This window comes from Pseudoduganella sp. GW821-FHT12E03 (genome assembly GCF_058807115.1).
Genome location: NZ_JBXAQJ010000002.1, coordinates 106,986 through 131,727 on the forward strand (window position 1 = coordinate 106,986; position 24,742 = coordinate 131,727).

General features: G+C 62.3%; 23 protein-coding genes. 9 read left to right on the forward strand and 14 right to left on the reverse strand.

What is annotated here, in order from left to right; all coding sequences use genetic code 11:
* Positions 1-287 precede the first annotated feature (287 nt).
* Positions 288-2,231 carry a DUF4214 domain-containing protein gene (locus AC1RRC_RS04285; protein ID WP_493054023.1) on the forward strand — a complete coding sequence of 648 codons (1,944 nt, stop codon included), beginning with the start codon at positions 288-290 and terminating at the stop codon, positions 2,229-2,231.
* Here AC1RRC_RS04285 and AC1RRC_RS04290 read toward each other — a convergent pair.
* The 3 genes from AC1RRC_RS04290 to AC1RRC_RS04300 form a co-directional block, all read right to left on the reverse strand.
* Positions 2,214-2,444, reverse strand: coding sequence for a DUF4287 domain-containing protein (locus tag AC1RRC_RS04290; RefSeq protein ID WP_493054024.1), 231 nt, complete (start codon positions 2,442-2,444; stop codon positions 2,214-2,216). The genes AC1RRC_RS04285 and AC1RRC_RS04290 overlap by 18 nt on opposite strands.
* Before the next feature lie 106 nt (positions 2,445-2,550).
* Complete coding sequence (locus tag AC1RRC_RS04295; protein WP_493054025.1) at positions 2,551-3,198, reverse strand: hypothetical protein; 648 nt, start codon at positions 3,196-3,198, stop codon at positions 2,551-2,553.
* 7 nt (positions 3,199-3,205) lie between these two features.
* On the reverse strand, positions 3,206-4,243 hold the full coding sequence (locus tag AC1RRC_RS04300; RefSeq protein ID WP_493054026.1) for a 5'/3'-nucleotidase SurE: 1,038 nt from the start codon (positions 4,241-4,243) through the stop codon (positions 3,206-3,208).
* A gap of 150 nt (positions 4,244-4,393) precedes the next feature.
* On the opposite strand from AC1RRC_RS04300, the gene AC1RRC_RS04305 reads away from it, so the two are divergent.
* From AC1RRC_RS04305 to AC1RRC_RS04330, 6 genes are read left to right on the forward strand one after another with little or no spacing between them, the layout of a single operon-like run.
* Positions 4,394-5,614: an acyl-CoA dehydrogenase family protein gene (locus tag AC1RRC_RS04305; RefSeq protein WP_493054027.1), complete on the forward strand. Its 1,221-nt coding sequence runs from the start codon at positions 4,394-4,396 to the stop codon at positions 5,612-5,614.
* Between the two features lie 7 nt (positions 5,615-5,621).
* Positions 5,622-7,286: an FAD-binding protein gene (locus AC1RRC_RS04310; RefSeq protein WP_493054028.1), complete on the forward strand. Its 1,665-nt coding sequence runs from the start codon at positions 5,622-5,624 to the stop codon at positions 7,284-7,286.
* Positions 7,273-8,046 (forward strand): glucose 1-dehydrogenase, encoded by a 774-nt coding sequence (locus AC1RRC_RS04315; RefSeq protein ID WP_493054029.1) that lies wholly within the window; start codon positions 7,273-7,275, stop codon positions 8,044-8,046. The genes AC1RRC_RS04310 and AC1RRC_RS04315 overlap by 14 nt, the downstream gene beginning before the upstream one ends.
* 10 nt (positions 8,047-8,056) lie before the next feature.
* The gene (locus AC1RRC_RS04320) at positions 8,057-9,100 is read left to right on the forward strand and encodes a 2Fe-2S iron-sulfur cluster-binding protein (protein WP_493054030.1); all 1,044 of its coding nucleotides are present in this window, start codon (positions 8,057-8,059) and stop codon (positions 9,098-9,100) included.
* Between the two features lie 3 nt (positions 9,101-9,103).
* Entirely contained in the window at positions 9,104-10,705 is a 1,602-nt protein-coding gene (locus AC1RRC_RS04325) for a FadD3 family acyl-CoA ligase (RefSeq protein WP_493054031.1), read from the forward strand.
* 60 nt (positions 10,706-10,765) lie between these two features.
* Positions 10,766-10,942: a hypothetical protein gene (locus tag AC1RRC_RS04330; protein WP_493054032.1), complete on the forward strand. Its 177-nt coding sequence runs from the start codon at positions 10,766-10,768 to the stop codon at positions 10,940-10,942.
* Positions 10,943-11,058: 116 nt separating this feature from the next.
* Here the strand turns inward: AC1RRC_RS04330 and AC1RRC_RS04335 are convergent, their stop codons facing one another.
* The 7 genes from AC1RRC_RS04335 to AC1RRC_RS04365 all read right to left on the reverse strand — a co-directional run bounded on the left by AC1RRC_RS04335 (position 11,059) and on the right by AC1RRC_RS04365 (position 17,897).
* A complete protein-coding gene (locus tag AC1RRC_RS04335) occupies positions 11,059-11,505 on the reverse strand; it encodes a hypothetical protein (RefSeq protein ID WP_493054033.1) in 447 nt (148 codons plus the stop codon).
* 2 nt (positions 11,506-11,507) lie between these two features.
* Positions 11,508-12,023, reverse strand: a complete 516-nt coding sequence (locus tag AC1RRC_RS04340; RefSeq protein ID WP_493054034.1) for a hypothetical protein — start codon at positions 12,021-12,023, stop codon at positions 11,508-11,510.
* A gap of 282 nt (positions 12,024-12,305) precedes the next feature.
* The gene (locus tag AC1RRC_RS04345; protein WP_493054035.1) at positions 12,306-12,578 is read right to left on the reverse strand and encodes a hypothetical protein; all 273 of its coding nucleotides are present in this window, start codon (positions 12,576-12,578) and stop codon (positions 12,306-12,308) included.
* 65 nt (positions 12,579-12,643) lie between these two features.
* On the reverse strand, positions 12,644-13,204 hold the full coding sequence (locus AC1RRC_RS04350; RefSeq protein ID WP_493054693.1) for an RHS repeat-associated core domain-containing protein: 561 nt from the start codon (positions 13,202-13,204) through the stop codon (positions 12,644-12,646).
* A 531-nt stretch (positions 13,205-13,735) separates the two neighbouring features.
* Complete coding sequence (gene xerC / locus AC1RRC_RS04355) at positions 13,736-14,857, reverse strand: site-specific tyrosine recombinase XerC (RefSeq protein WP_493054036.1); 1,122 nt, start codon at positions 14,855-14,857, stop codon at positions 13,736-13,738.
* A gap of 2 nt (positions 14,858-14,859) precedes the next feature.
* Positions 14,860-17,250: a toprim domain-containing protein gene (locus AC1RRC_RS04360; RefSeq protein ID WP_493054037.1), complete on the reverse strand. Its 2,391-nt coding sequence runs from the start codon at positions 17,248-17,250 to the stop codon at positions 14,860-14,862.
* Positions 17,229-17,897 carry a CHC2 zinc finger domain-containing protein gene (locus AC1RRC_RS04365; RefSeq protein WP_493054038.1) on the reverse strand — a complete coding sequence of 223 codons (669 nt, stop codon included), beginning with the start codon at positions 17,895-17,897 and terminating at the stop codon, positions 17,229-17,231. The genes AC1RRC_RS04360 and AC1RRC_RS04365 overlap by 22 nt, the downstream gene beginning before the upstream one ends.
* Before the next feature lie 249 nt (positions 17,898-18,146).
* Between AC1RRC_RS04365 and AC1RRC_RS04370 the strand changes: the two genes are divergently transcribed.
* Together AC1RRC_RS04370 and AC1RRC_RS04375 are read left to right on the forward strand one after the other, a co-directional pair.
* Positions 18,147-18,389: a hypothetical protein gene (locus tag AC1RRC_RS04370; protein WP_493054039.1), complete on the forward strand. Its 243-nt coding sequence runs from the start codon at positions 18,147-18,149 to the stop codon at positions 18,387-18,389.
* Complete coding sequence (locus AC1RRC_RS04375) at positions 18,386-19,003, forward strand: ORF6N domain-containing protein (RefSeq protein WP_493054040.1); 618 nt, start codon at positions 18,386-18,388, stop codon at positions 19,001-19,003. Before AC1RRC_RS04370 ends, AC1RRC_RS04375 begins: the two co-directional genes overlap by 4 nt.
* Before the next feature lie 168 nt (positions 19,004-19,171).
* On the opposite strand, the gene AC1RRC_RS04380 is transcribed toward AC1RRC_RS04375, so the two are convergent.
* The 4 genes from AC1RRC_RS04380 to AC1RRC_RS04395 are packed head-to-tail and all read right to left on the reverse strand — an operon-like array spanning position 19,172 to position 24,367.
* The gene (locus AC1RRC_RS04380) at positions 19,172-19,477 is read right to left on the reverse strand and encodes a hypothetical protein (RefSeq protein ID WP_493054041.1); all 306 of its coding nucleotides are present in this window, start codon (positions 19,475-19,477) and stop codon (positions 19,172-19,174) included.
* Positions 19,467-20,600 carry an RHS repeat-associated core domain-containing protein gene (locus AC1RRC_RS04385; RefSeq protein ID WP_493054042.1) on the reverse strand — a complete coding sequence of 378 codons (1,134 nt, stop codon included), beginning with the start codon at positions 20,598-20,600 and terminating at the stop codon, positions 19,467-19,469. The genes AC1RRC_RS04380 and AC1RRC_RS04385 overlap by 11 nt, the downstream gene beginning before the upstream one ends.
* Before the next feature lie 12 nt (positions 20,601-20,612).
* Positions 20,613-22,325 carry a hypothetical protein gene (locus tag AC1RRC_RS04390; protein WP_493054043.1) on the reverse strand — a complete coding sequence of 571 codons (1,713 nt, stop codon included), beginning with the start codon at positions 22,323-22,325 and terminating at the stop codon, positions 20,613-20,615.
* On the reverse strand, positions 22,322-24,367 hold the full coding sequence (locus AC1RRC_RS04395) for an RHS repeat protein (protein ID WP_493054044.1): 2,046 nt from the start codon (positions 24,365-24,367) through the stop codon (positions 22,322-22,324). Before AC1RRC_RS04395 ends, AC1RRC_RS04390 begins: the two co-directional genes overlap by 4 nt.
* Positions 24,368-24,742: the final 375 nt, after the last annotated feature.

A 24,742-nucleotide genomic window follows, 5' to 3' on the forward strand; every position in this document is an offset into this window, starting at 1 on the left:
TAACTTTCTCAGCTCTCTTCAGTTTGGACACAGCTTTTTGCTGGAGCAGAGCGATTTTAGCAGATGGAATAACGTTCTACACTATGCAACTTGTATGTCTTATATAAGTTACATGTGTTGCAATAATAAAAATATTGCTTCGTTGGAATGAGTACGGTTGTTTTTTTCCGTTTCGACCAGGGGGCCGCGCGGCGGAGCAGGGGGCGGCAAATCCGGTATCATCCCTTCACCGCAGCCGCCGCAGGCATTGTCGTCCGCACCGCTCCCCAAACACCGCAAGGAACCCCATGCTCCCCACCTCATCCCGCGCCAGGCGCAACCTTGCCCTTGGCATCACCCTGGTGCTGGCGGCCTGCGGCGGAGCGGACCGCGCGCCGCAGCGGCAGGGGCAGGCGGGACCACTGGCGGCGCAAGGTGCGGCGGCGCCTGCCCGGAGCGCGGCCGAATACACCAACCTGGTGCAGATGGTGTATGTCGCTTATTTTGGCCGGCCCGCCGACCCCGGCGGCCTGGCCTACTATGCGGACATGTACGCGGGGCACGGCGCGGCCACCACGCTGGCTGAATTCAACCGAAGCTATGGCCGCGACGACCTGGTGCGGGCCACCATTGACGGCTTCGGCGCCAGCCGGGAATCGGCCGCGTTGTATTCGGGCGACAATGACGCGTTTATTACCGCGATCTACCAAAACCTATTCAACCGGGCGCCGGACACGGCCGGCAAGCAATACTGGGTTGGCCTGCTCGACAGCGGTGCCATGACGCGGGGTAATGCCGCCGTCGCACTGATGGCAGGGGCCATCGGGGCGGACATGCGGTCGGTCGAGAATAAAGCGCTGGTGGCTGCGGCGTATACCGGCATCGCCGGCACGGTGGAACCGGTGGCGGTCTACAACACGAAATTGCCCGCCACCCTGGGGCGCGACACGCTGCGCACGGTGACCGCCGGCACGGACGTCGCCGCCGCGATCCGCGCGCTGGAACAGCGGGTGCTGCAATTGCTGAGCGTCGCGTCCGCTCCCGCTTCGCCGGTGGCGCCGCACGGTGTGACCGCCGTGGCGGGCGATGGCCGGGTGTTCCTGCAATTTACCCATCCATTGTCCAGCGGCGCCTCCGCCATCACCGGCTTTACCGCCGCTTGCAGCGCCAATGGCGTGGTGACCGGCGCAACCTCGGCCACCAGTCCTGTGGTGGTGACAGGCTTGCCAAACGGCGTCGCGCAATCATGCACGGTCGCGGCCATCGGCGGCGGGGGCGAACCGGGCGCCGTGTCGGCGGCGGTTGCCGCGACGCCAAGGACCGATGCCGTGATCTGGCCCGCGCCCGTCAAGCTTGCCGCGACCGGCCTGGCAACCATCGGCGCGGGGCGCGCCCATATCGCGTTCGAAGCACCGGCCGGCGCCGGCGGGGCCCGCCCCACCGACCATATTGCCACCTGCAGAGCGCCGGACGATGTGAAAACCGGCATCGCGTCGGCCAGCCCGGTGCTGGTCGAAGGGTTGTTGCATGGCCGCGAGTATGCTTGCACGGTCCGTTCGTCCAGCGCCGCCGGGGTCAGTCCCGAATCGGCGCTGGTGGCGGCGGTGATCCCCGTGCCGAACGAGAACCGGCTGCGCTTCGTGTATGCGATACCGCTCGACCGCCAGTACAACCCGGTCTGGTCGCGCGCGCTGCAGTCGGCGGCGGCGGAATTGCAGCAATGGTACAAGCAGCAGTTGAACGGACCCACCTTCACGGTGCACGCGATCGAACCGGAAATCTGTTACTTGCCGCGCGCGTCAGCCGCGTATTTCAGTTCGAATACGTGGAATATGGTTTCCAGCGACCTGCGCACCCATTGCGGCGCGAGTTTTTCCAGGACCGATACCGATTGGGTGGTGTTTGCCGACGTGCTGCATGAGCTGAACACGCCGGGACGCCTGGGCGCCGGCACCCCGGGCCTGACCATGATGCCGCGACAGGACCTGGAAGCCTTTGGTGGCGCCGCCTGCACCATCTCGGACGAAGGCACGCGAATCTGCCAGCCGCTGCGGGTCAAGCTTGGCGGTGCCGCCCATGAAATCGGCCATTCACTGGGCTTGCCGCATCCGCCCGGCTGCGATCAAAACCTGCCGGCCTGCGATACCCATGCGCGGATGTCGATCATGTACAGCGGTTACGGCAATTATCCGGACACGTATTTTTTACCGGATGATAAAAGCATCCTTCTGAACTCACGGTTTATCCGTTGAAGCCTGCGCCTGCTTCAAATGATGGGCCACCAGCGCGTTGGCATGCCCGTGCCCCAAACCGTGCTCAGCCTTGAGCCAAGCCACCAGCTCCATATGTTTCATTCCGTTCTTGCCTGAAAGTAAGCCCAGCCAGTGCGCGACCGGCTGGCCGTACTTTTTCTCAATGGAGGGGAAATACGATGCCGGATTCGGTGCTTTGTCGGTGGTTGCCATGCTCGTTCCTTTCGCTGGTTTGTTGAGTCAGTCATTGGCCGCCTCGTGGGCTGCATGACTGGACGACGGATGGCGGAACCCGGAATCGACAAATGCACCCGAAAAATTACATTTTCCCTGCCCCCGCGATGGCAACCGCATACCCATCCACCACCCGCTTGCCATCATCGGCCACCACGCGGAACGCCCCCGGCGCATAGTCCGCCGACCGGATCAGGTACCCTTCGTACTTGCCCTCGGCCGTGCAGCCGCTGACGGTCAAGCTGACCGGCAAGGTGCCCGGCACGGCTCCCGTGGCCTGCACGGTGCCGGACAACTGGCAGGCGCCACCCGCAGACGTTAGCTTCCCATCCGCATCCAGCTTGAAATCGGCACTCAGCCCGCCGAGCTGGATGGTATAGCCGCCAGCCAGCTGCGCCGGCGCCACGGCGGATGCGCGCAGCTTCATGACGCTGGACGGGTTCAGGTTTACCGTGCCGCCCAGCGCGCCCGGAGAGCGCTGCACGATGCCGCCGTCGAGACGGTACAGCGCCTGCGCGGCCTGGCCGTCGCTGGGGCCGACCACGATAAAACCCTTGCCCTCGGCATCGATGAACGCTTCGCCGTAGTTGCCGGCCGGGTCGCCTTCCAGCAGGAAGGCGGTGGACTGGCCGGGCGAGGGCGCGCCGCCCAGCAACACGTTGGACTGGGCGCCGCCGCCGCCGTTGCAGGCGGCCAGGATCAGGCAGGCGGGAATTACATATGCGGTTCGCATGGCGGCCTCACTTGATGAAGTTGGCCAGCTTGGCGCGGATCACGGCTTCCTGCGCCCGCGTGCCCTGGTGCGTGCCCTGCATGACCGAGACGGCAATCGCACCGCTGTTGACCACGTTTTGTTCCGATTCCGGATCGGTATCGGGCGTATACATCAGGCCGGCCGGGGCGGGCGCCGGGTTGACCAGCAGGGTCACGCCCGGATAGGGCGGCACACCGTTGGGGAAGGCCTTGGCCAGGTAACTCTGGGCCAGCGCATCTTTCGACAAGTCTTCGATGAAGTAGGGCAGCGCGATGGTGGCCAGGCCCAGCTTCGCGTACTTGAACGGCAGCGTTGCCGCGCCGCCCTTGGCGAATTTCGGCAAGTTCACGTTCAGGCCCACGCCTTTCGGCAGCAGGCCGTCGCCCACGGATTTGCGTTTTTCCAGTTCCGCCACCAGCCGCACGACGACATCGGCGGCTTCATATTCCGGATCGCCTTCGGCCAGTTTGGTGTACGGACGGTAATCGGTCGGCTGCTCCGAGCTGACGGCAATCGCCGGGATGCCCCGGTTGATCGCCACCAGCGCGGCGTTCACGGTACCGGAGCCGTTGTTGATGAAGCCTGTGTTGTTGCCGTAGTTCGGGCCGGACACCACCAGGTCGGGCGCCTTGCCCCAGGTTTTTTTCGACGCGATGTCGATGCCATACAGCGTCGCCGCCACCGGCGTGCTGTTCACGTAAAACGCAAACGGCATGCCGGGCAGGGTGCCGGTGCCCGGGGCTCCGGCGGCCAGCGCACCGCCACGGCTGGGCGTGGCGCCGCACGTGGTGGCGCTCAGTGGGCCGATCGGACGCAAGAAGCCCAGTGCGCCGCCCTGGCCGCTGTTGTCGCACACCTCGGACGAGATGATGACGTTATGCCCGGCCGCCGCCAGCCGCTGCTGCAGCGCGTGCACGGTGGACGATTCGGCGCCGTCGTCATTGGTCACGAGGATATTCAGCGCCTGCGATGGACTTGCAAAAGATGCAAGCAGCAGAGGCGCAATCATGGTCAGTCGTTTCATGGAGTCTCCTGTAGTTGGTGGTGCGCGATTTCTTGTCGCGTCGTCCACAGAGTCCCCCATCGTCCCTGTCCCCTCATCGTCTGTTCGGACGATGTTGCAGCCAGCCCGTTGCGTGAACATGGTCCTCAGACACCTCAACAAGGAGCAGACATGCAACAGAACGTGGCCTCGTTACCCCTTCCAGCAGAGCGGCTGGACCATCCCACCCCCGCTGAACTGGTCGGGCGCGCCCGCGCCTTGCTGCCCGCGCTGGCCGAACGCGCCGCCCAGGCCGAGCGCGAGCAGAAAGTGCCGGAGCAGACCATCGCGGACTTGCAGCAGGCGGGCCTGTTCCGCGTGCTGCAGCCGAAGCGCTACGGTGGTTATGAAATGGATCCGCAAGTGTTTTTCGATATCCAGCTGGCGCTGGCCGAAGCCTGCATGTCCACCGCCTGGGTCTATGGCGTGGTGGCCGTGCATAACTGGCAGTTGGCGCTGTTCGACGACCGCGCGCAGCAGGATGTGTGGGGCAATGATGACAGCGTGCTGACGTCGTCGACCTACATGCCGGTGGCGAAAGTCGTGCCGGTCGACGGCGGCTTCGAGTTTTCCGGCCGCTGGGGCTTTTCCAGCGGCAGCGAACATTGCCAATGGGTATTGCTGGGCGGGCTGGTGCCGCCGAAGGAAGCGGGCGGCCCGCCGGAATACCGCACCTTCCTGCTGCCGCGCGGCGACTACCGCATCGAGCCTAACTGGGACGTGCTGGGCTTGCGCGGCACCGGCAGCCACGACATCGTGGTGGATGGCTGCTTCGTGCCCGAGTACCGCACCCACAAGTCAAGCGACGGCTTCCAGTGCGACAGCCCGGGCAACGCCGTCAATACGGCGCCCCTGTACCGGCTGCCGTTCGCGCAAATCTTCGTGCGCGCGGTGTCCACCGCGTCGCTGGGCGCGCTGCAGGGCGCCATCAACCAGTTCCGCGCCTACTCGGCGAAACTGGTCAGTATCAATACCGGCCAAAAGACCACGGAAGACACCGGCGCGCAAATGGCTTGCGCCGAAGCCCAGGCGGCGGCCGATGAAATGCGCGTGGTCTTGCAGCGCAACTTTGCCCACCTGATGGCGCTGGCGCGCGCAGGCCAGCCGCTGCCGCTGGAAACCCGGATCGAATACCGCTACCAGTCGGCCGCCGTGCCGGAACGCTGCGCGCAACAGGTCAACCGCCTGCTGCGCTATTGCGGTGGCCGTGGCATTTACTTGAGCAATCCGCTGACGCGCATCTTCCTCGATACCCATACGGCGCGCGCCCACGTCGCCAACAACCTGGACCCTTATGGGCGCAATTACGGCGGCGTGCTGATGGGCCAGGCCAACCGCGACTTCTTCGTGTGAGCCGGCCATGGACCAGCCTTTGCAAATAAGCGCCGCCTGCCGTCACTGGGACGACGAATGCGACGTGCTGGTGCTGGGCTTCGGCGCGGCCGGGGCCTGCGCCGCGCTGGCGGCCAGCGAAGGCGGCGCGCGGGTGCTGGTGGCGGACCGCTTCAACCGGGGCGGAGCCAGCGCGAAAAGCGGCGGCGTGGTGTATGCGGGCGGCGGCACGCCACAGCAACTGGCTGCTGGTGTGAATGACACGCCGCAAGCCATGTTCGACTACCTGCGCCAGGAAACCGGCGATGCCGTCAGCCCCGCCACCTTGCGCGCGTTTTGCGAGGGCAGCCGGGATATGGTGGCGTGGCTGTCCGGACTTGGCGTGCAGTTCGATAGCGCCATGCCGCCCGTGAAGACATCGTATCCGCAAGATGGCTATTACCTGTACTACTCGGGCAGCGAAGCGGTGCCCGCGTTTGCGCGGCATGCGCAACCCGCCCCTCGTGGCCACCGCGTCAAGGGTCGTGGCATGTCCGGTGCCGCCCTGTTCGGCGTGCTGCGCGCCGCCGTGGCCCGCGCCGGTATCACGGTGCGGGGCCAGTGGAGCGCCCGCCGCCTGATCACCGATACCAACGGTACCGTCATCGGCGCGGAACTCGCCTGCATGGAGGGCGCCGCGGCGCTGCTGCACCGCCGCCTGGAAGGGCTTGCCGACGCTGCCCACAACATGGCGCCCGGCCTGGCCGACGGCGCGCGCGCCGCGCTGGCGGTACTGGAGCACAAATTTGCCAAGGTGCGCCAGGTGCGCGCCCGTGGCGGCGTGGTGCTGGCCACCGGCGGCTTTATTTTCAACCGCGCCATGGTGGGCCGGTACGCGCCACGCTACCTGCGCGCATGGCGCCTGGGGGGCACGGGGTGTTCGGGCAGCGGCATCGCACTGGGCGAGTCGGTTGGCGGCGCCACGTCCCACATGCACAAGGTGTCGGCCTGGCGCTTCATCAATCCGCCGTTCGACTGGGCGCGCGGCATGGTGGTGGACCGCTCTGGCCGGCGCATCTGCAATGAAGAAGTGTACGGTGCGCGGCTCGGTCACGCCATGTGCGAACAGGCCGATGGCCGGGCATGGCTGGTGATCGATGGGCGCCTGCGCAGCGCGGCGCTGCGGGAATGCCGCAGCGGCAAGCTGTGGCTGTTCCAGAGCGGACCGGCCATGCTGCTGATGCTGTTGGGCGCGGTGAAGGCGCCCGATGCCGCCGCGCTGGCGTCCCGGCTGGGTATGCCGGTCGCGCAATTGCAGCAAACCGTCGATGCCTATAACGCCGCCGCGCGCGGCGAGGCGGCCGATGCGCTGGGCAAATCGGCCGCCATGCTGGCGCAACTCGAGGGGCCGCTGTATGCGATCGACATTTCCATGGACAGCAAGTTATTCCCATGCCCCGCCATCACATTGGGCGGCTTGCGTGTGAACGAGGGGAGCGGCGCGGTGCTGCGGGCCGACGGCCGCGCAATCAAAGGCCTCTATGCAGCGGGACGCGCCGCGCTGGGCATCGCTTCGAACCAGTACGTCAGCGGCCTGTCGCTGGCCGACTGCGTGTGGTCCGGGCGCAGGGCGGGGGCGGCTGCCGCTTCAACTGCCCATCAATCTATTCATTCGACATCACTACAACAAGGAGACAACTATGGGCAAGGATAACGGACGGGTCAAAGGCAAGGTGGTGCTGGTCACGGGAGCGGCCAGCGGCGTGGGCAAGGAAAACGCGCTGCTGCTTGCCGCCGAAGGCGCCAAGGTCGTGCTGACCGACGTCAATGAAGAAGGCGTGCAAGCCGTGGCGCAGGACATTGGCGACAACGCCTATGCGCTGGCCCACAACATTGCCAGCGAAGGCGACTGGCAGCGCGTGGTGGTGGCCACCCTGGAGCGCTTTGGCCGCCTCGATGTGCTGGTCAACAATGCCGCCATCCTGGCCATGGGCACGATTGAATCGACCACCTTGGACGACTGGCAAAAAATCCAGCGCATCAATGCCGAAGGCTATTTCCTCGGCTGTAAATACGGTGTGCAGGCGATGAAGCAGCACGGCGGCGCCATCATCAACATGGCGTCGCTGGCGGCGCTGGCCGGCATGGCGCAGTTCTGCGCCTATAGCGCGTCGAAAGGCGCGGTGACAGCGCTGACGCGCAGCGTGGCGGCCCACTGCAAGCAGCAGCGCTACAACATCCGCTGCAATTCCGTGCATCCGGACGGCATTTTGACGCCGATGGTGCTGAACCTGATGGGCGCCGCCGGCAAGGGCGACCAGCCTGAGGTCAAGGTGGAAGGCGACCCGATGGCGCGCATGTGCCTGCCCAAGGATATCGCCAACCTGGTGCTGTTCCTGGCGTCGGACGAATCGCGCTTCATCAACGGTTCGGAACTGCGGATCGACAACGGCCAGTTGTCGATCGATTCGTAAGGAGTACAGCATGAACGCCGCCCTGCCTGTGTACCATGCGCTGAAGGTGGCGCGGGTCATCGCGGAAACCGCCGACGCGACGTCGGTGGAATTCGACGTGCCGCCGCCGCTGGCGCCGTTGTTCGCCTACCGTCCCGGCCAGTTCCTGACCTTGCGCGTGGCCCATCCCGAAGGGGAGCTGGCGCGCTGCTATTCGCTGTCCAGCAGCCCGGGCATCGATGCGCGGCCGCGCGTGACGATCAAGCGGGTGGCTGCTGGCCGCGCGTCGAACTGGCTGTGCGACCGCTTGCATGAAGGTGTGCAAGTGGACGTGATGGCGCCGGCCGGCGTGTTCGTGCCGGCGCGGTTCGATGGCGACTTCACGTTGCTGGCGGGCGGCAGCGGCATTACGCCGATGCTGTCGATCATCAAGGCCGTGCTGGCGCACCCCGGCGGCGGCAGGATCTGGCTGCTGTATGCGAACCGCGATCCGGCGTCGATTATTTTCCGCGGCGAGCTGCAGGCGCTGGCGCGGCAATACCCGCGGCGGCTGGTCGTACAGCACTGGCTGGATGAGGTGCAGGGCGTGCCTGGCCCGGAACAATTACAGGCGCTGCTGGCGGCGCACGGCGCGGACCAGTATTTTATTTGCGGTCCTACACCCTTTATGGATGGCGCGCAGGCGGCGTTGAAGGCGCTGGGCGTGGAACGGGGCAAGGTGCGGGTGGAACGCTTCGTGTCGCTGGACGCCGTGGCGCCGGTGCCTGCGGCCGATGCGGCGTCCGCCGCCGCCCAATCCGGCGCGCAACTGGCCTTGACACTGGACGGCGCGGAACACCAGCTGCACGTTCCTGCCGGCGCAACCCTGCTCGACACCATCCTGGCCGCCGGCCTGAATCCCCCCAACTCCTGCCGCAGCGGTTCGTGCGGCGCCTGCATGTGCAAGGTGGAAGAGGGCAGCGTGAGCCTGAAACTCAACGCGGTGCTCGATGACGACGACCTGGCGGAAGGCTGGACCCTGGCGTGCCAGGGCGTCCCCGCCAGCGCATCGCTGCGCATCCGTTTTCCGGATTAAAACATGAACCATACTAATTCCATCCTGGCCAGCGACCCCACCGCCGCGCAAACCACGCCGCAGTTGCTTTCGGCCGCCGCCGCGCGCTGGCCGCTGGCCCGGGCAATCTGCGAGCCTGGCCACACACTGACCTATGCCGACCTCGATGCGTTGCGCTGGCAAGCCACGCGCGCACTGATGGCGGCCGGCATCGAACGCGGCGACCGCGTTGCCATCTGGGCCCCGAACGGCCACCAGTGGATCGCCGCAGCGCTGGCCATTCACAGCGCGGGCGCCGTGCTGGTGCCGGTCAATACCCGCCTGCGCGGCGTCGAGGCAGGCGGCATCCTGGCCGACAGCGGCGCGCGGCTGCTGTTCTGTTCCGGCGACTTCCTCGGCGACTACTACCCGGCGCTGCTGGGCAGCCACCGCCCCGCATCCCTGGAAAGAATCGTGGTGCTGGGGACGGCCCGTCCCGGCGCCGGTCCCGGTGTGGAAGACTGGTGCACCTTCCTGTCGCGCGCCGGCAGTGTGCGCTGGGAACTGGCGGCGGGCCGCGCGGCGGACGTGAAACCGGGCGACTTGTCGGATGTGATGTTCACGTCCGGCACCACGGGGCGGCCCAAGGGCGTGATGGCGGCCCACGGCCAGAACTTGACCGCCATCGCCTCGTGGGGCGCGGCGGTCGGCTTGCAGCCCGGGGAGCGCTACCTGATCGTGTCGCCGTTTTTCCACGCCTTTGGCTACAAGGCCGGCTGGCTGGCGGCGCTGATGCATGGCTGCACCATCGCGCCGCATCAGGTGTTCGACGCGCAAGCCATCCTCGAACGCATTGCCAAAGAGCGCATCCATGTCCTCCCCGGCCCTCCGACGCTGTACCTGTCGATGCTGGCACACCCGCAATTGCGCGACTATGACTTGTCCAGCCTGCGCGCGGCGGTGACCGGCGCCGCCACCATTGCGCCGTCGCTGATCGAACGAATGCGTTCCGAACTGGGTTTCCGTACCGTGCTGACCGGCTATGGCCTGACGGAATCGTGCGGTTTTGCCACCTTGTGCGACGGCCGCGATCCGGCCGAACTGGTGGCCGCCACCTGCGGGCGCGCCATGCCGGGCGTCGAGTTGCGCTGCGCCGACCCGGAAGGCCGTGCCGTGCCGGCCGGGGCCACGGGCGAAGTGCAACTGCGCGGCTACAACGTGATGCAGGGTTATTTCAACGATACCGCCGCCACGCGGCGTGCCATCGGCTTTGACGGCTGGCTGCGCACCGGGGACGTCGGCGTCATCGATGAACAGGGTTATTTGCGCATCACCGACCGGCTGGGCGATATGTATATCTGCGGCGGCTTCAATTGCTATCCCGCTGAAATCGAACGTTTATTGGCGGCCCATCCGGCCATTGCCCAGGTGGCGGTGATCGGCGTGCCGGATGAACGGATGGGAGAAGTGGGTAAGGCGTGCATCGTGCTGCGGCCGGGCGCGCGCCTGGCCGAACCTGAACTGATTGCCTGGGCGCGCGGGCAGATGGCCAATTACAAGGTGCCGCGCGCGGTGGACTTCATGGAGGCGTTGCCGCAAAACGCGTCCGGCAAGGTGCTGAAGTACCAGCTCAGGGTTTCTGTGTAGTGGATGACGCCGCAAGCCGGGGCGGAACAAAGACCCGGCACATACAAAGGAGACACCAACATGACTACCTTGCCCAGCGCCGCGGTACAACTGGAATCCGTCATGCGCACTGTATTGAATGCCGTCGTGTCACCGGGGGCGTGGCTGCTCGACAGCTGGCCGGCGGTGCTGGTGGCCACCGGGATGGCGGTGGCGGCCGCCTCGCTGGCGTTTTTGTTGCGGCGGCAGATGGGATAAAAAGAATGGGGACAGGCCCGAATGCCGTTCAGTTAGGCGCTGAGTGGCATTCCGTTAGATTTCGAGTGGCAGGCGCCCCCCTCAGCTCACCGACCAATCACCGTCCTGCCGCACCGCTATTTGGCAGCCAGGAGCTCTCCATAATCTTCACGCACCTCATTAGTGAGCTCTGCTACATCGCCACCCAATGACTCCTCATGCATTAATAGTTCAAGTAATTGTTGATAATAAGCCAGCGCTTTTTCCTTGGATCCAAAGTTTTTTTGATGATCAGCCATGTCCTTCAAAGTCAGCAAATCATTCGGCTCTTGCTTAAGAATATGCTCGTAACACGCCTTCGCATTAGCTATTTCAGCGCTATGACTAATGGATGGTGAAATCTCCATTTGCGACAGAACTTTGAGTTCAATCGTGTTCCCTTTTAAGCGTATAGCGGCAATATTGTCAGGATATTCACTAAGAAGTATTTCGATCATGCTCAGTGCACCGTCGTAGTCGCCGGAAAGTGTAGCCATTCTTGCAGCTTCAATCAGCCCAGAAGCGAACGTCGGCGTTTTCATCATTTTTAAGCGTTTGAAGCACTTCTCGAGCTCTCGCATGACGCCTCGTACTCGTAAGTGCGAACGCAACGCAACTGCGCACATCCGCGGAAGGATCGGCGGCGGCCGAAATCAGGGGCATCGAGCGCAGTTTTTGCTCCAAGATGACCTAATGCGGCGGCAGCGTGAACCGCACTAGACTTATCCGATTTTAGACGCTCTGAAATTATCAGAATAGACCTTTCCTTGAACGGAAATTTCGGAGTACCAAGCTGACCAAGAATAAAAACTCCAATCTCTGGAACGAATGCGCGCTTATCATCGAGGAGACCAACCGCAACCTTAAACGATTTCGCTTTCCCTTGAATTTGCACTTGCCGTGCCGCAGCACTTCTTACAAGAGTATTTCCGTCGTCGAGCAGAAGATGAAGGGCATCAATCGAATAAGCGCGGAGCGCCTGCGCCACTAACAGCCGAAGCGATTCTCCGGCGCGGTCTACTCCAATATCAATCATCTTATCGACCTTTCCCACCTTTCCCATGCCGCGAGCCCCTACAACCCCAGGCTTTCTCTGTTGCTTTCACCACCGCTGCCGGATATTTGCTGGCGTTCTTCGCAAGCCAGTCACACTTATCGTCGGGCTTTTTCTGCCCACTGCCACTTCTTGGCGGGTTTCGTATTAGTGGGGATTTTTCGCAGACCTGGATAGGATTCGATTAAGCTACAGCAGAATACGAATCAGCTAGGGTCAGGATATGGACGGCCTACGAACAGGATACGATATACGCCAACTTATGCTGACGCTGCATCTTGCCCGAATGCCCTAACGCTGATCCGATTTTTTTTCCAGGCGAAATTCACTCGGAAGCAAGTAGAGTCCCCCGGTCGCGATCCCTTCAGCGCATTCCCACTGAATCGAAACGCTTGCCTTCGATCCATCCTCAACAATTTCATCAATATGATAAGTGTTGTTGAGCATTGCCAGATGATGCTTCCGCTCAATCTCATCATCCAGGAAGCTCAGAAAGTCGTTATCAACTGACAGGACGCGGATCAGATCACCGACTTCGACTTCATTTCCGTCAATATCATTCATAAAAGCTCCTATTTGGTAATTGAGTGCGGACAGGCCGCGTCAGAGAGCCTGTCCAACTAATCACATTATCTGGTAGGAATTATTTGATCGCCCTTGGGTCCCGTACAACGGCACGTAGGATGATGAGTAGACTTCGCTCCTAAAATGTCCTTGGCAGCCTTCTCGGCTGCCTTCTTTGCCGCTTGCACCGTTGGACCACTCGCAGTGGCCTGAGCGGACTCCAGATTGTTATTTGAATAGTTATCCCTGCAACGACCATCCTTGTTCACTCTGCAAGTACATGTGTACTGGCCTTTACTTCGTTCTGGGTAAGACACTGGCTGCGCAGCAGCGCGGGCCTCGTTGGCATCCTGCACCATGGCCATATAAACATCACGATCATATTGTGATGCTTGTTGTGGCTGATGATTCGAACTCCACCAAATTGCACCGCCAGCGGCGATGGCACCACCTGCCCAATAAACGGCTGGGATTGCGAAGAAGAACTCGCCTGTTGGATCGACGTTAGAAAGTGGATTCCCGCCGACATAGCCGTACGTGTTTATTCCGCCATCCAACCCAATCGGATCACTCTGGATATACCGCCCCGTCTGCGGATCATAATCCCTGAAGTAGTTGTAGTGTATTGGCCTTGACGCGAATTTGTCGTAGACGCGGAAATTTCCCTATACGCTTCAACGACTTGCGCACCTGCGCATCAATATCCTCGCTGATTTCTCCAAAATTTTCTAGACGCTTATTTTGGACCGCAAATCTCGGCGCTGCAATACGCTGCTTGAAGGGGGCGGCCGCGCAGCGGCCTCCGGGGTTGGGGTTGCATTTGCGTAGGGCTGACCGCTTGATGCGCCCGCAAGGCGCACATGATGGCTTGGCAGCCGCGCAGGGGCGCAAGACAGAATGCCGCGTTATGTGAAATCGGGCGCGCAGCGCACGATTTCCCCCGGAGCGGCTGTGCCTTTCACGGTGTTGACCCGACTAACGGCGAAGCGCGGCGGCAAGCGCCGGCGGCGCGCGCCCTGTAAGCCACGAACGAACCAAGCGTGGCTGTTGCCTTCCGAAGGCTGGAGGTATCGCGGAGCGACTAACTTTGCCGTTGTTTCGTGCGCATCCAGCGTCGTCAGGACACGATCACCGCCGACACGTCCTGGCCCGCCTCATCAATCGATGTCGGTGTCGCCATCATCGGCCTCGGCGGCGATAGCATCTAACAATGCTTGTCCTTGCTCGGCCATGGCAGCCTTGTCGTGATCTGTCCCGACCCGCTCGAACCGCGCCGGGTGCGTCAACGCATGCACGGCCTTGAGCTTGCCGATGGCGACATGCGTGTAGATCTGCGTCGTCGACAACTCAGAGTGTCCCAGGATCGCCTGGATATAGCGGATATCCGCGCCGTTCTCCAGCATATGCGTGGCCATCGCGTGCCGGAAGGCGTGGCAGCCACCACTCGCAAAGCCGGCATGGCGCATGTGCAGCTTCACCATGTCCGACAGCCGGTTCTTCTCGAACGCCTCGCCATAGTCGGTCAGGAACAGCGTGCGCTGGTCCAGGTTCAAGGCAAACTGCGGCCTCACTTCTTGCTGGTAGCGCGCCACCCACGCGCAAGCGCGCGCACCGATCGGCACCAGCCTGTCCCGCCGTCCTTTCCCCTGCCGCACCATCAAGGTTCCACGTTCAAGATCGACGTCGTACAGCGTCAAGCCGATCATTTCCGAGCGCCGGATGCCGGTGCTGTACAAGGTCTCCAGCATGGCCCGGTTGCGCACGCCCGACGGCGTCTCGATGTCGGCCTGGCTCAGCACAGCCTCGATCTCGGCCACGCTCATCAAGTGGCGCGGCAACTGGCGCGGTGGCTTGGGCAACTCCAGGTCCGATGCCGGGTTGTGCAGGATATGGTTTTCGCGCGCGCACCATTTGAAAAAGGCCACGATGGGCAGCAGGCGCGTGGCCTGGGTGTTGAACGACAGCGGCTGGCCATTGGCCTTACGGTAGTGGTACAGATGATCCTGGTAGCGTTGCAGGATGGGGCGTGTAATGTCTTGCGGCCTGTCCAGCCCGCGCTCGTCGCACCATGTGATAAACCCGTCCAGTGCACGGCGCCGGATCACGGCCGTCGATTCGGCCAGGCCGCTTGTGACCGTCCATTCCAGAAAAGCGCGCTGGTAGGAACGCAACAAGTTGCCAGCGGCCGGATCGGCAGTCTTCTCGCGCACCGGCTGCAGCGGCTTGGCGCGCAGCTTGCGCTGCTTCTGGCGTATCCCGCGCTCACCCTTGCGCGCCATGGTCAGCCAACCGATGCCGCCGTGGCGGCCATGGAAATATGCGGGTACGACGCAGCTTCGCCGTCAGCGCCCAAGGCGTGCTTGGGGCGGTTGAGTTCAGTCGATTCAAAAGCAGACCATGCACCATCTAGCTCGCCTTCATTTTGCACGACCCGGACCAGGCCCGAATCATCCCCGTGATGGGGCCGGGATGCCCCCGTGACCTGCACCAACTGCCCCCGTGAACTCGCCGTCGTAGTCCTGTTTTTTAGTGCTTCGACGTCGATCAATCCCGCCACGAACGGCGTGCCATTGCCACCGGAACCGTCGTAAAGCATCTCGTATTCGAATGACTGGCCACGCATGCCCCGGTGCACCAGCACATATTCAAGCGCCACCAGTCGCTCAACGTGGATGCAGCATTGCGTATCCGACAAGCCCGTTACGCGCCGCACGTCGCTGCGCGTAAAACGCACATCCGGCCGGCGCAACTGCCGCTCGGCCATCACGCTCTCGATCCAGCCGTTCAGCGCGGCCAGAACGCGCCTTGTCTGCGGCGGCAGCTCGTCCAGGCTGCGCCCCAATACCTCGTGCGCCAGCGTGTTGGCGGCCTCGATATCGGCCTGCGTCACCTCGATGTACTCGATGCTCGCGCCGCCCACGGTGGCCCGTTTGATGGGCCGCTGGTACTGGTGCAGCACGGCGATGGTGTCGATCAGCGTCAGATACTTCTCGTGATCTCGGCGCATCCGCGTGCGGTCGTCCAGGAACGTCAACTGGTCAGCGTAGGGATTGACCACGGCCAGCTTCTTCAACAGGCGCTGGGCGTTGCGGTGCAGCTCCAGGATGGCCTGCTTCCGCGCCTTCTTCGCCAGCCCCTGCAAGGTCCGCTTCTCGCGTTGCAGGCGGTGGATGGCGCGCGTCTGTTCCCGGTCCTCGTCCACTGTCAGCACCAGGCAGCGGTTCATCAGTTCTTCGTCGATGTCGATCGCCGTCGTGGTCAAGAACATCATCACCGGCCCCTCGACCCGGTATTCCTGGGTCACCAGGTTGCCCGTCTTCGGATCGCTGCCGGTGGTTGCGATTGTCAGCTCGCCCTCGGATTGCAACAGCTTCAGGGCGTAGCTGGCGCGGCTGGCGCCTTCCTCCTCGGCGATGGCCAGGATCTTGTGCTTCAGGTTCATCTCGCCCATGTAGTACAGCGATTGGCCTGTCATGGCGCTATACTTGATGCGTTCCTCGCCCGGCATCATGGCCAGCACCGCGTCCATCAGCGAACTTTTACCAGCCGCCGACGAGGACTGGATCACGATGGCCAGCGGCGCATCGAGGCGGCGGCTGGTCGCGGCCAGGTAGCCCACCAGTTTATTGGTCGCCTCGCCCACGATGCCGCAGGCGTCAAAATCCTCCACGATCCGGGCCAGCAGGTCGGGGGCCGACAGCAGGGCCAATGCCGCCTCGCGCTCGGCCGGCGCCATCGTCACCGCCTCCTGCTCCTTTGGCTTCAAGGCCGATTGGATTTGTTCCTCTTGCAAGGCTTCGAGCTTGAGCAGCACCCGGCCCAAGTCCGCCTTGAGCACGTCTTCCGCGATGCGCAGTTCGATCGCCGCCTTAGAAATGTAGCTGGCCCGCGCCCGTGCGTTGTACAAATCAAAAGTATCAACATGGAAGGCGTCGCCATGCGAGGCCAGCACGTTCACCTTAAACACATCGTAGGCCAGGTTCTTGGACAGCCCTCGCACCCGGTAGCGCCGCTCGCCAAAGGCCAGCACCACCTCGTTGTCCTTTACCTCGGCCTCGATGGCGAACGCGGGGCCGAGTACAGGTGACGCTGGCAGCGGCGCCAGAGTGGGCGGCTCCGGCTCTTCCTTAGCGGCTAAAGGAAGGATGCTCACCGGCGCGGCTACCAGCACGGGCGACGGCTGGGCGGGCGCTCCGCCTTTCCCCATCCAAGCCGCCTTGCGGATCAGCGCGCCCAGGCTCTTGCTGGCCGGTTGCACCTTCAGGGCGTATTCATTGGCGTCCATCCCTTTCGGGAACACGATCCGGTAGCACTCGATGCCGCAGGCCAGCAGGCGCTCGGCCAGCTTGTCGGCGGCGCGCTCGCCCGCGTCGTCCCTGTCGTAGGCGATCAATATCCGCTTGTTGCCGTGCGCCTTGAACGCGGCCAAGTGGTCGTCCGTAAAACCCTCCACACCATAGCTGGCCGTCACATTGCGGTAGCCTGCGCACCAGAACGTCATCGCGTCGATCAGCGACTCGCACAGGATGATTTCGTCCGACGCCGCCAGCGCCGCCCCGTTCCATACGCCGCGGTGCGGGCCGGGCAGGTACAAGTGCAGCGGCGTGCCCTTGCGCAAGCCGTCCGTGATCTTGCGGCCGTACATTTCGGTCACGTTGCCGTCGCCGTCCACCACCGGCACCACCAGCGAGCCATTGAAATGCTCATGCCCGCTCTCGCGGTAGATGCCGACTTTTTCCAGGCGCGCGCGAATGTCGGCGCCGGCCTTGCGGGTCTTTCCGGCAGACGCAGGCCCAACGTGCGGTTGGCGTAGCCCAGTTTGAAGTGAGTGACCAGTTCCGGGTGGTCCAGGCCGCGCGCCTGCAGGTAAGCCAGCGCCTCGGGCGACTGCTTCAAGGTTTCGTTGTAGTAGCCCGACACCTGGTTCAACAACGCCTGCTCGTCGGCGTCGAAAGCCACCGGCGGTGGCAAACTGCGCACGCGGGTTTGCTTGACCGGGGCGGCAGTGGCATCGGCAGCGCAGGCCGGATCGGCGCGCAGCAACTCCACGGCATGGCGGAACGACACCCCGCGCAGCTTCATCACCCAGTCGATCGGTCCGCCGCCGCTCTGGCAGCCGAAGCAATGCCACAGATTTTTCGCCGGTGTCACCACCAATGACGGTTCGCCATCGTCGTGAAAGGGGCAGTGCCCGATGCGGTCCTTGCCGGATTTACGCAGCGCGATCCGCCCGATTCGACCAAGCGCTCGACCGACACCTCGTCCTTGATCCTGTCGATGTCCGATTGCGCGATGCGTGCCATATTCCCTCGTTTCCACGAAAACCGGTCAATACCCGTTTCATGTTTTATTTTTTTTAATACCTTATACTGTTGTTGTGTCAAACACTGCAAAAAACAGGGGATAGAGTATGGAACTCACCGCACTTTGGTTTCTGCCCATGCACTTCCCGACCCGGCTCATCCAGCTACGCAAGGCACGCGGCCTCACCCAGCAAGAACTGGCCGAGGCCGCCCAACTGCACGTCAATCAATTCGTCGCTACGAGGCGGGGTCGGCACAACCAACCTTGGAGGCCCTCATTCGCCTGAGTAAGTCCCTGCATGTGCACCTGGACGACCTGGTCTTTGCCGAAGGCGAACGCGGTCCCGGCGAAGACCTGGCCCTGCTGTTCGAGGCGATTCAGGAGTTTTCGGAGGCGGAGAAGGAAACCGTGCGAATGGTCCTGTCGGGCATGGTGCTGCAGCATTCGGCACGCCGTTTCGACGCGAGAAGCGCGCCAGCGGCCAAGGCGCGGGGAAATAAACAATGACGCCACCGGCCACGCAGGCACCGGTGCGCATCGAGCAGCGCATTGTTCTCATCCGCAATCACAAGGTGATGCTCGATGCCGACCTGGCCGCGCTCTATGGCGTCACCACCGGCGTGCTGGTCCAGGCCGTCAAACGCAACCTGGCCCGCTTCCCGGACGACTTCATGTTCCAGCTCGACACTGAAGAATGGACGGCTTTGAGATCACAATCTGTGATCTCAAACACGGGCCGTGGTGGCCGGCGCTACGCGCCCTATGCCTTCACCGAGCAGGGCGTGGCGATGCTCTCGTCGGTGTTGGGCAGCGCCCAGGCCATCGCCGTCAACACCGAGATCATGCGCGCCTTCGTGCGCCTGCGCGAGGTGATCGTCTCGAACAAGGAATTGGCCTTGCGGCTCGACGAACTCGAAAACAAGACCGATTTCATGTCGCTCAAGCAGGACACCTTCGAGCACAACACCCGGGTACAACTGAAGCAGATTTTCGACGCCCTGCGCGAAATGATGGCGCCGCCCGAAGCGCCGAAAAAACGCGCCATCGGCTTCGTCACGCCGGACGACGAATCGGGCAAACCCAGGGCGGCTAAAGGAAAAATGGACAAGACGCCGAAGTAGCTTTTTTCCTTAGCCGCTAAAAAAGAAGCCGTACCCGTAACCCGCACGTGAAGTAGCGGGTTGGGGACGGCTTTTTTATTTAAGAAAGAATACCGGCAACGGCACGTAGATCAGCCCCCAGTGGTGGACGCTTGCCGCTCCAGTGCTCGATCATGCACTTTTCACATTTCATTGTCCCACCCTGTGTGCGATGTATCTAAGCAAAGGGGCAACGTGTAACAACATGAGTGAGACTGCCTCATCCTTGTCTCGTGACATCCCGTTCAAAAACTCAAGGTCATCTGCAAGACTGCCGATCAAAGGGTTGTCTAAAGCTTCTCCTACCGCGTACAAAGACTCCTCTGGCACTTCCGTGTAATAGTCCTGGATAAGCGGAATTTCTTGAAGACCCAGGCCTTCCGTCATGTGCAAGAAGATCGCATCAATCGCGGATTTAAGCTCAGTGAGGTTTATCACTATCGGTTTATTTTCCATGAGTTTTCTCGCACTGTTCGAGCTGCTTGCGGAAATCACTGATTTGCTTATCCAAGTTCCGAATGCGCCCGTTAATGATATTCGTATAGCGAGTCATATCGCCCGAATTATAGGCGGCCGATAGAATTCCCATATTGTCACCTGCACTCGGGTTTGCAATATAGTCCCGATATTTCTGCTCGTGCGCAGCCAACTGATCGCGCAAGCCCTTACAGGGATCTTGATTACCAGGGCTAGGGGGACACGCGTTCGAAGCCCCAGCTCCACCAGAAGAGCTATTGTGTCCGCTGGCCATTGGCTGATGCGAAATACCCCACCATCCGGCTCCTATGGCGGCAGCGCCAAAGAGCGCTTCACATCCACCTGCTGCGCATACTCCACCGATTACGAGCGGAACAAACTCACCAGTTGGATCCGTATATTTAACTGGATTTCCAAGCGCGTAGGCGTACGTATTGATGCCGCCACCGAGCCCAATCGGGTCCGACTGCACATACCGCCCCGTCTGCGGATCATAATCCCTGAAGTAGTTGTTGTGAAGCCCACTCTCCCGATCAAAATACTGCCCCGCAAACCGCGGATTGAACTCAAACCGCGCCGCCGCGCCAGGTTGCTCATTCGGCGGCGCGGAACCAAACCCGTCACTCTCCCACTTCCACACCACCGCCTGGCTCTGGTCCGTAATCACGCGCGGCGTATTGAGCTGGTCCGTATGGATATAGTAGATCGCCGCGCTTGCCGCTGTCCCGCCGGTGATCGTCACTGCGACCGGCGCGGAAACCAGCATGGTATTCTGCCCGTCCGCCAGCCACGCGTAGGCCTTGATGACATAGTTTCCCGGCCCCAGGCCGGGCAAGTTCAGGCTGAACGGCGCCGCGCTGGTCTCGCCCAGAATACTGTTGCCGTTATAGTACCGGACGCGTGCGACCGTCACCGGATTCGGATTGGCGGTCACCACCACGGACAGCGCGACGTTGGCTGGCGCCACCGCAGCGGACGGGGTTGCGACGACGCTGACCGATGTGGCGGCCGACGCCATAGTGCAGCAGAGCCAGGCCAGCATCAGCCATATGGTCATCAACATGGTTTTGAACATGCCTGGAATTGGATGTTGGAGGTGCATGTCGGGTGCTCCTTAGAAGCTGCCTTGATAGAGCACGGGTGTGTAAATGACCATGGAACGGGCCGGACCGCTGAAGGTCAGCGGCACACTGATGGCCGCACCAGCATTCAATGGACCGGGCACGGTAACATACGGCGCCCCTGCATCGGTACCGGTTGCGTTGTCGAGCGAGAGGCCGGTGGCCAGGTTGCTGAGCTTGAGTTGCAGGGGGCCGGCCAGCGCCGCGCCGCTGGTGTTGGTCACCGCCACACTGCCGACATATTTGCCGGTGACACGGTTGTAGGTGGCGCCATGCTGCGTCAGTTGCACCAAGCCGCTGACGTGGAGCGGGCCCCCCATATACTTCAGCACCGCGACCGGCACATCATCCAGGTAGACATATTCTGTGCTGGCGGCGCCGGTGGTCTCGGCGATCAGTTTTCCAGCCAGGTCGTAGTGGAATACGGTCGTGGCCGTGGCCGTGATTTTTTGTACGCGCTGGCCCAGGGCGTTGATCGTGTACGTGACCGGTCCGATTGCCGTATTCGCCGACACCATGCGCCCGCGCGCGTCGTAGCCAAATTGGCTGCCTGCGCCGTTGGCGGTGATGCTGCCATTGGCGTCCATGCCGATCGCGGAGCCGCCCAGCTGCGCCAGGCGGTTGCTGGCTGGCGCATAGGAGTAATTGGTGGCGGCAGCGTTCAGCGTGGATTGCGTGCGGTTGCCCACCGCGTCATAGGCGTAGGCGCGACTGCTGTTCGGATACAGTTCGCTGGTCAGCCGGTCCAGCTGGTCGTAACCAAAGGTGCGGCTGTTGTTTGCGTTGCCCGTATCGGCAATGCCCGTCAGGCGGCTGGCCGCGTCATAGCTTACTGTCTGCACCACACCATTCAGCGTGAAGCTGGCCAGGCGGCCATCGAGGTCATAGCTGCGGCTGTAGGTTTGGCCATTGCCGAAGTTCAGCGATTTCAATGGGCCGAACGGTTGATATTGCACCTCGGTCGCCAGTACCGTCGTGACGCCATCGATGGTGGTGCTGACGGAGCCGATGCGGCCCATGCTGTCACGGGCGTAATCAACACGGCGCCCGCTCGGGTAGGTCATCCCGGACAAGCGTGCAGCAGCGTCATAACGGTATGCAGTGACGTAGGCCTGCCCACCGACCGTGCGGGTTTCCTGTGTCACGCGGCCTTGCTGGTCATACCCGTACCGCATCTCGCCGCTGATGTCCGTCACCTGCGTCAGCCGTCCGATGCCGTTCGTCCCCTGGTCATACACATAGGCCGCGCTGCCGCCATCGCCATACGCCACGGAGGTGACACGGTTGAGCGCATCGTACTGGTACGTGGTGACCTGGTTCTTCGCATCGGTACTGGTTTTCAGGTTGCCCGCTTCATCAAAGGTGCGGCTGGTGACACCGGTATCGGGGCTGATGGTTTTGCTCAGGTTACCGAGGCCGTCGATTGTGTAGGTCGTCACCAGGTTGCGCGCATCGGTCACCTTGGCTAGCTGGTCCAGGCCGTCATAGCCGAACTGCGTGATGCCGTTCTTGGCGTCCGTGGTCTTGATGCGGCGGTTCAGCGCATCGTAGTCATGCTTCGTGATCTGGTTGAGCGGATCGGTCACCTGCTTCAGGTTGCCAATCGTGTCGTACACATAGTGGGTGGTGCTGTTCTGGACTTGGGCCTGCGCCGTGCCCAACAGGCTGGTGGCCACCGCCAGCGCGGTCAGTGGAAGGCGCATCATTGCAGGGCTCCCGTGATTTGTTGCAGGCGGTTCAGCGGATCGTAGACACGGGCGATCTGGCGCAGCAGCATACCGCCGCTGTCCTTGACCTGTTCACCGGAGCGGTTGCCCATGGCATCGAGCGTGTACTGAATGCGATTGCCTCCGTTGTCGGTAATCGCAGTCAGGCGGTGCGCGGCATCGTAGCTGTAGATTAGCGTGGCGCCGCCGGGCATGGTCACGCTCGTCAACTGCCCCGCATTGTCGTAGGTGTAGCTGGTGGTGGCGCCCCCCACCGTGGTGGACGACAGCCAGCCGCGTGGCGTATAGCTGAAATCCGTGATGAGGCCGTTCGGATCGGTCATGCGGCCCACGCGGCCATGCGCGTCGTAGTTCGACAGGGTCGTAACATGGCCAAGCGCATTGGTGGCGGTGGACAGGTTGCCGTGCTCCTCATACGTAAACGTGGTGGTGTCGGTCGCGTCGCTCCGTGGTCCGGTCACCGTCAGCAACTGGCCCAGGGCCGAATAGGTATACGCCCAAGTGCGGGCAGTGCCGGTTAAGGTCGCATTGAAACCTTGCGATCCGTTCGCATCAGTCGTGGCTTGCACGGTCTTGGTCAGCACATTGCCTGCCGCATCGCGCGTATACGTGGTGCGACGCAGTGGTTCCGAGATCCGTTGGGGTACGCGTAAGGTGGCGTGCCATTCCGTGCTGATGGTGCGGGCGGCCGATGTGCCGGACGCTTCCACCCGCCGGGTTTCAAGGTTGCGCGTCAAGTCGTAGGTATAGCTGATCATGGCGCCATCGAAATCTGTATACAGCGAGATATTCGCGTTGGCGTCGTAGCTGATGGAGGCGGTGACGGTCCCAACTCCACCGGCGCCGGGCCGGCGTGTGCCGATGTTACGTGCCATGCCAACCGTGGACAGATAGGCATATTTGTAATTCGCACCCAGGGGGTCCACCACCAGCGTTTCCGCGTAGGATGGGTAGGTCACCGTGTATTTCTCCACGCCACCCGCATGTTCCGTCGACAAGGCCTTTGGTTCGCTGGTATAGGCAAACGTTGCGAAGCGGCTGCCATTCTCGTCAACGATGCCGGTCAGGAGGCTGGTGCGGGCGATATTGGCGGTCATGGCAAGCTCGTTGTAGACGTAGGTTTTGCTCTTGCCATCCGGGTAGGTCACCTTGAGCAAGTTGCCCAGCGCATCGTATTCGTACGCCGTGGCGTTGCCCGCCGGGTCGGTCAGCGTGACCAGGCGGCCAAGCGCGTCGTAGACGAAGCCAATCGATTGCCCGAAAGCGTCCTGTACCTTCAATAACAGGCCGGGATAAGGTGCGATGGCCAGGGGCGTCGATGCGTCACTGTAGGTCAGCGTGGTCGCCTGGCCGTTGGCGTCGGTGCTCGACAACAAGTAGCCATTCAGGTCGAATACTTCCGTGGTGCGTCTGGCGGCATTGGCTACGCTGGTGCCAACACGGGCGCCGGCAGCGTCCAGCATCGGCATCACACGGTCATTGACATCCTTGGGCGCCTGATAGCCTGATGCGGAACCGAAGTCGACACGCCGGCCGGCGCCACGCCGCAAGGTGAAGCTGTACGCGGTGCCCTTGCCCATGTAGGGCAGGCATTCATGCTTGCCCAGAGTCGTGTTCCTGCCACAGACGCTTGCCGCGCCGGGCAACATCTTAAAATCGGCAACCTGGTAATCGACGCCGGTGACTTGATGGTTATGTGACCAGCGGCCCTCGTCGCTGCGGTAGGTGCGCGTCAGCTCCAGGGTGCCGGAAGCGTTGCGGTAATCCCGTTCGGTTTGAACTTTAATGCCGCCGGTGACGGCGATCGGATTGCCGACTTGTGGCGACTCCTTGCCGCCGCACTGTTCGCACGATACTTCGGGTTTGTCCGGCCGGGAACAGCGATTGGATTTATTGGGGAGATCGTAGGGTGTCCATCCTTCAAGGCAACTGTAGGTTATGAGGCCGGCAATCGGTACCGAATGGGTTGACCCTGACGTGTGCGTATAGGTCAGCATGGCATTCCAGAACCAGTTGGACATGGCGCTGCTCCATACCTCACCAGTGAAGCTGGCGGAGCAATCGCGCACATATTGATTTTTGCAATATTCCGTTGCGAAATCCTGCGCAGCCTCGTTGCCACTTTCGCGGTAAGCAGTACTGCCCAAAAAAAGTTTATGTGCCTGAGTAAATTCTGTGGCCAGAGCAGCCGACGGCGCCTGAGTGATTACCAACAGAAACAGCGAAAGCAGCCATTGCCAGCGGTGAAGCGGACGGGGAAAGAGCATGGCGAATCTCCTGAGAGTGCATTGCCACCACGTGAAGACGTGCTCGACTTTAATCTGGATCAAGCCGCCAAATTCTCTCGAAAAGTCTCCAAACCAAAAATTTCTTGGTCAACCCGCACAGTTGTAATT

Bases quoted from the DNA above. Each gene is read 5' to 3' on its own strand.
- AC1RRC_RS04285 (WP_493054023.1), top strand. From the start codon at position 288: ATGCTCCCCACCTCATCCCGCGCCAGGCGCAACCTTGCCCTTGGCATC.
- AC1RRC_RS04290 (WP_493054024.1), bottom strand. From the start codon at position 2,444: ATGGCAACCACCGACAAAGCACCGAATCCGGCATCGTATTTCCCCTCC.
- AC1RRC_RS04295 (WP_493054025.1), bottom strand. From the start codon at position 3,198: ATGCGAACCGCATATGTAATTCCCGCCTGCCTGATCCTGGCCGCCTGC.
- AC1RRC_RS04300 (WP_493054026.1), bottom strand. From the start codon at position 4,243: ATGAAACGACTGACCATGATTGCGCCTCTGCTGCTTGCATCTTTTGCA.
- AC1RRC_RS04305 (WP_493054027.1), top strand. From the start codon at position 4,394: ATGCAACAGAACGTGGCCTCGTTACCCCTTCCAGCAGAGCGGCTGGAC.
- AC1RRC_RS04310 (WP_493054028.1), top strand. From the start codon at position 5,622: ATGGACCAGCCTTTGCAAATAAGCGCCGCCTGCCGTCACTGGGACGAC.
- AC1RRC_RS04315 (WP_493054029.1), top strand. From the start codon at position 7,273: ATGGGCAAGGATAACGGACGGGTCAAAGGCAAGGTGGTGCTGGTCACG.
- AC1RRC_RS04320 (WP_493054030.1), top strand. From the start codon at position 8,057: ATGAACGCCGCCCTGCCTGTGTACCATGCGCTGAAGGTGGCGCGGGTC.
- AC1RRC_RS04325 (WP_493054031.1), top strand. From the start codon at position 9,104: ATGAACCATACTAATTCCATCCTGGCCAGCGACCCCACCGCCGCGCAA.
- AC1RRC_RS04330 (WP_493054032.1), top strand. From the start codon at position 10,766: ATGACTACCTTGCCCAGCGCCGCGGTACAACTGGAATCCGTCATGCGC.
- AC1RRC_RS04335 (WP_493054033.1), bottom strand. From the start codon at position 11,505: ATGATGAAAACGCCGACGTTCGCTTCTGGGCTGATTGAAGCTGCAAGA.
- AC1RRC_RS04340 (WP_493054034.1), bottom strand. From the start codon at position 12,023: ATGGGAAAGGTGGGAAAGGTCGATAAGATGATTGATATTGGAGTAGAC.
- AC1RRC_RS04345 (WP_493054035.1), bottom strand. From the start codon at position 12,578: ATGAATGATATTGACGGAAATGAAGTCGAAGTCGGTGATCTGATCCGC.
- xerC (WP_493054036.1), bottom strand. From the start codon at position 14,857: ATGGCGCGCAAGGGTGAGCGCGGGATACGCCAGAAGCAGCGCAAGCTG.
- AC1RRC_RS04375 (WP_493054040.1), top strand. From the start codon at position 18,386: ATGACGCCACCGGCCACGCAGGCACCGGTGCGCATCGAGCAGCGCATT.
- AC1RRC_RS04380 (WP_493054041.1), bottom strand. From the start codon at position 19,477: ATGGAAAATAAACCGATAGTGATAAACCTCACTGAGCTTAAATCCGCG.
- AC1RRC_RS04385 (WP_493054042.1), bottom strand. From the start codon at position 20,600: ATGCACCTCCAACATCCAATTCCAGGCATGTTCAAAACCATGTTGATG.
- AC1RRC_RS04390 (WP_493054043.1), bottom strand. From the start codon at position 22,325: ATGATGCGCCTTCCACTGACCGCGCTGGCGGTGGCCACCAGCCTGTTG.
- AC1RRC_RS04395 (WP_493054044.1), bottom strand. From the start codon at position 24,367: ATGTCCAACTGGTTCTGGAATGCCATGCTGACCTATACGCACACGTCA.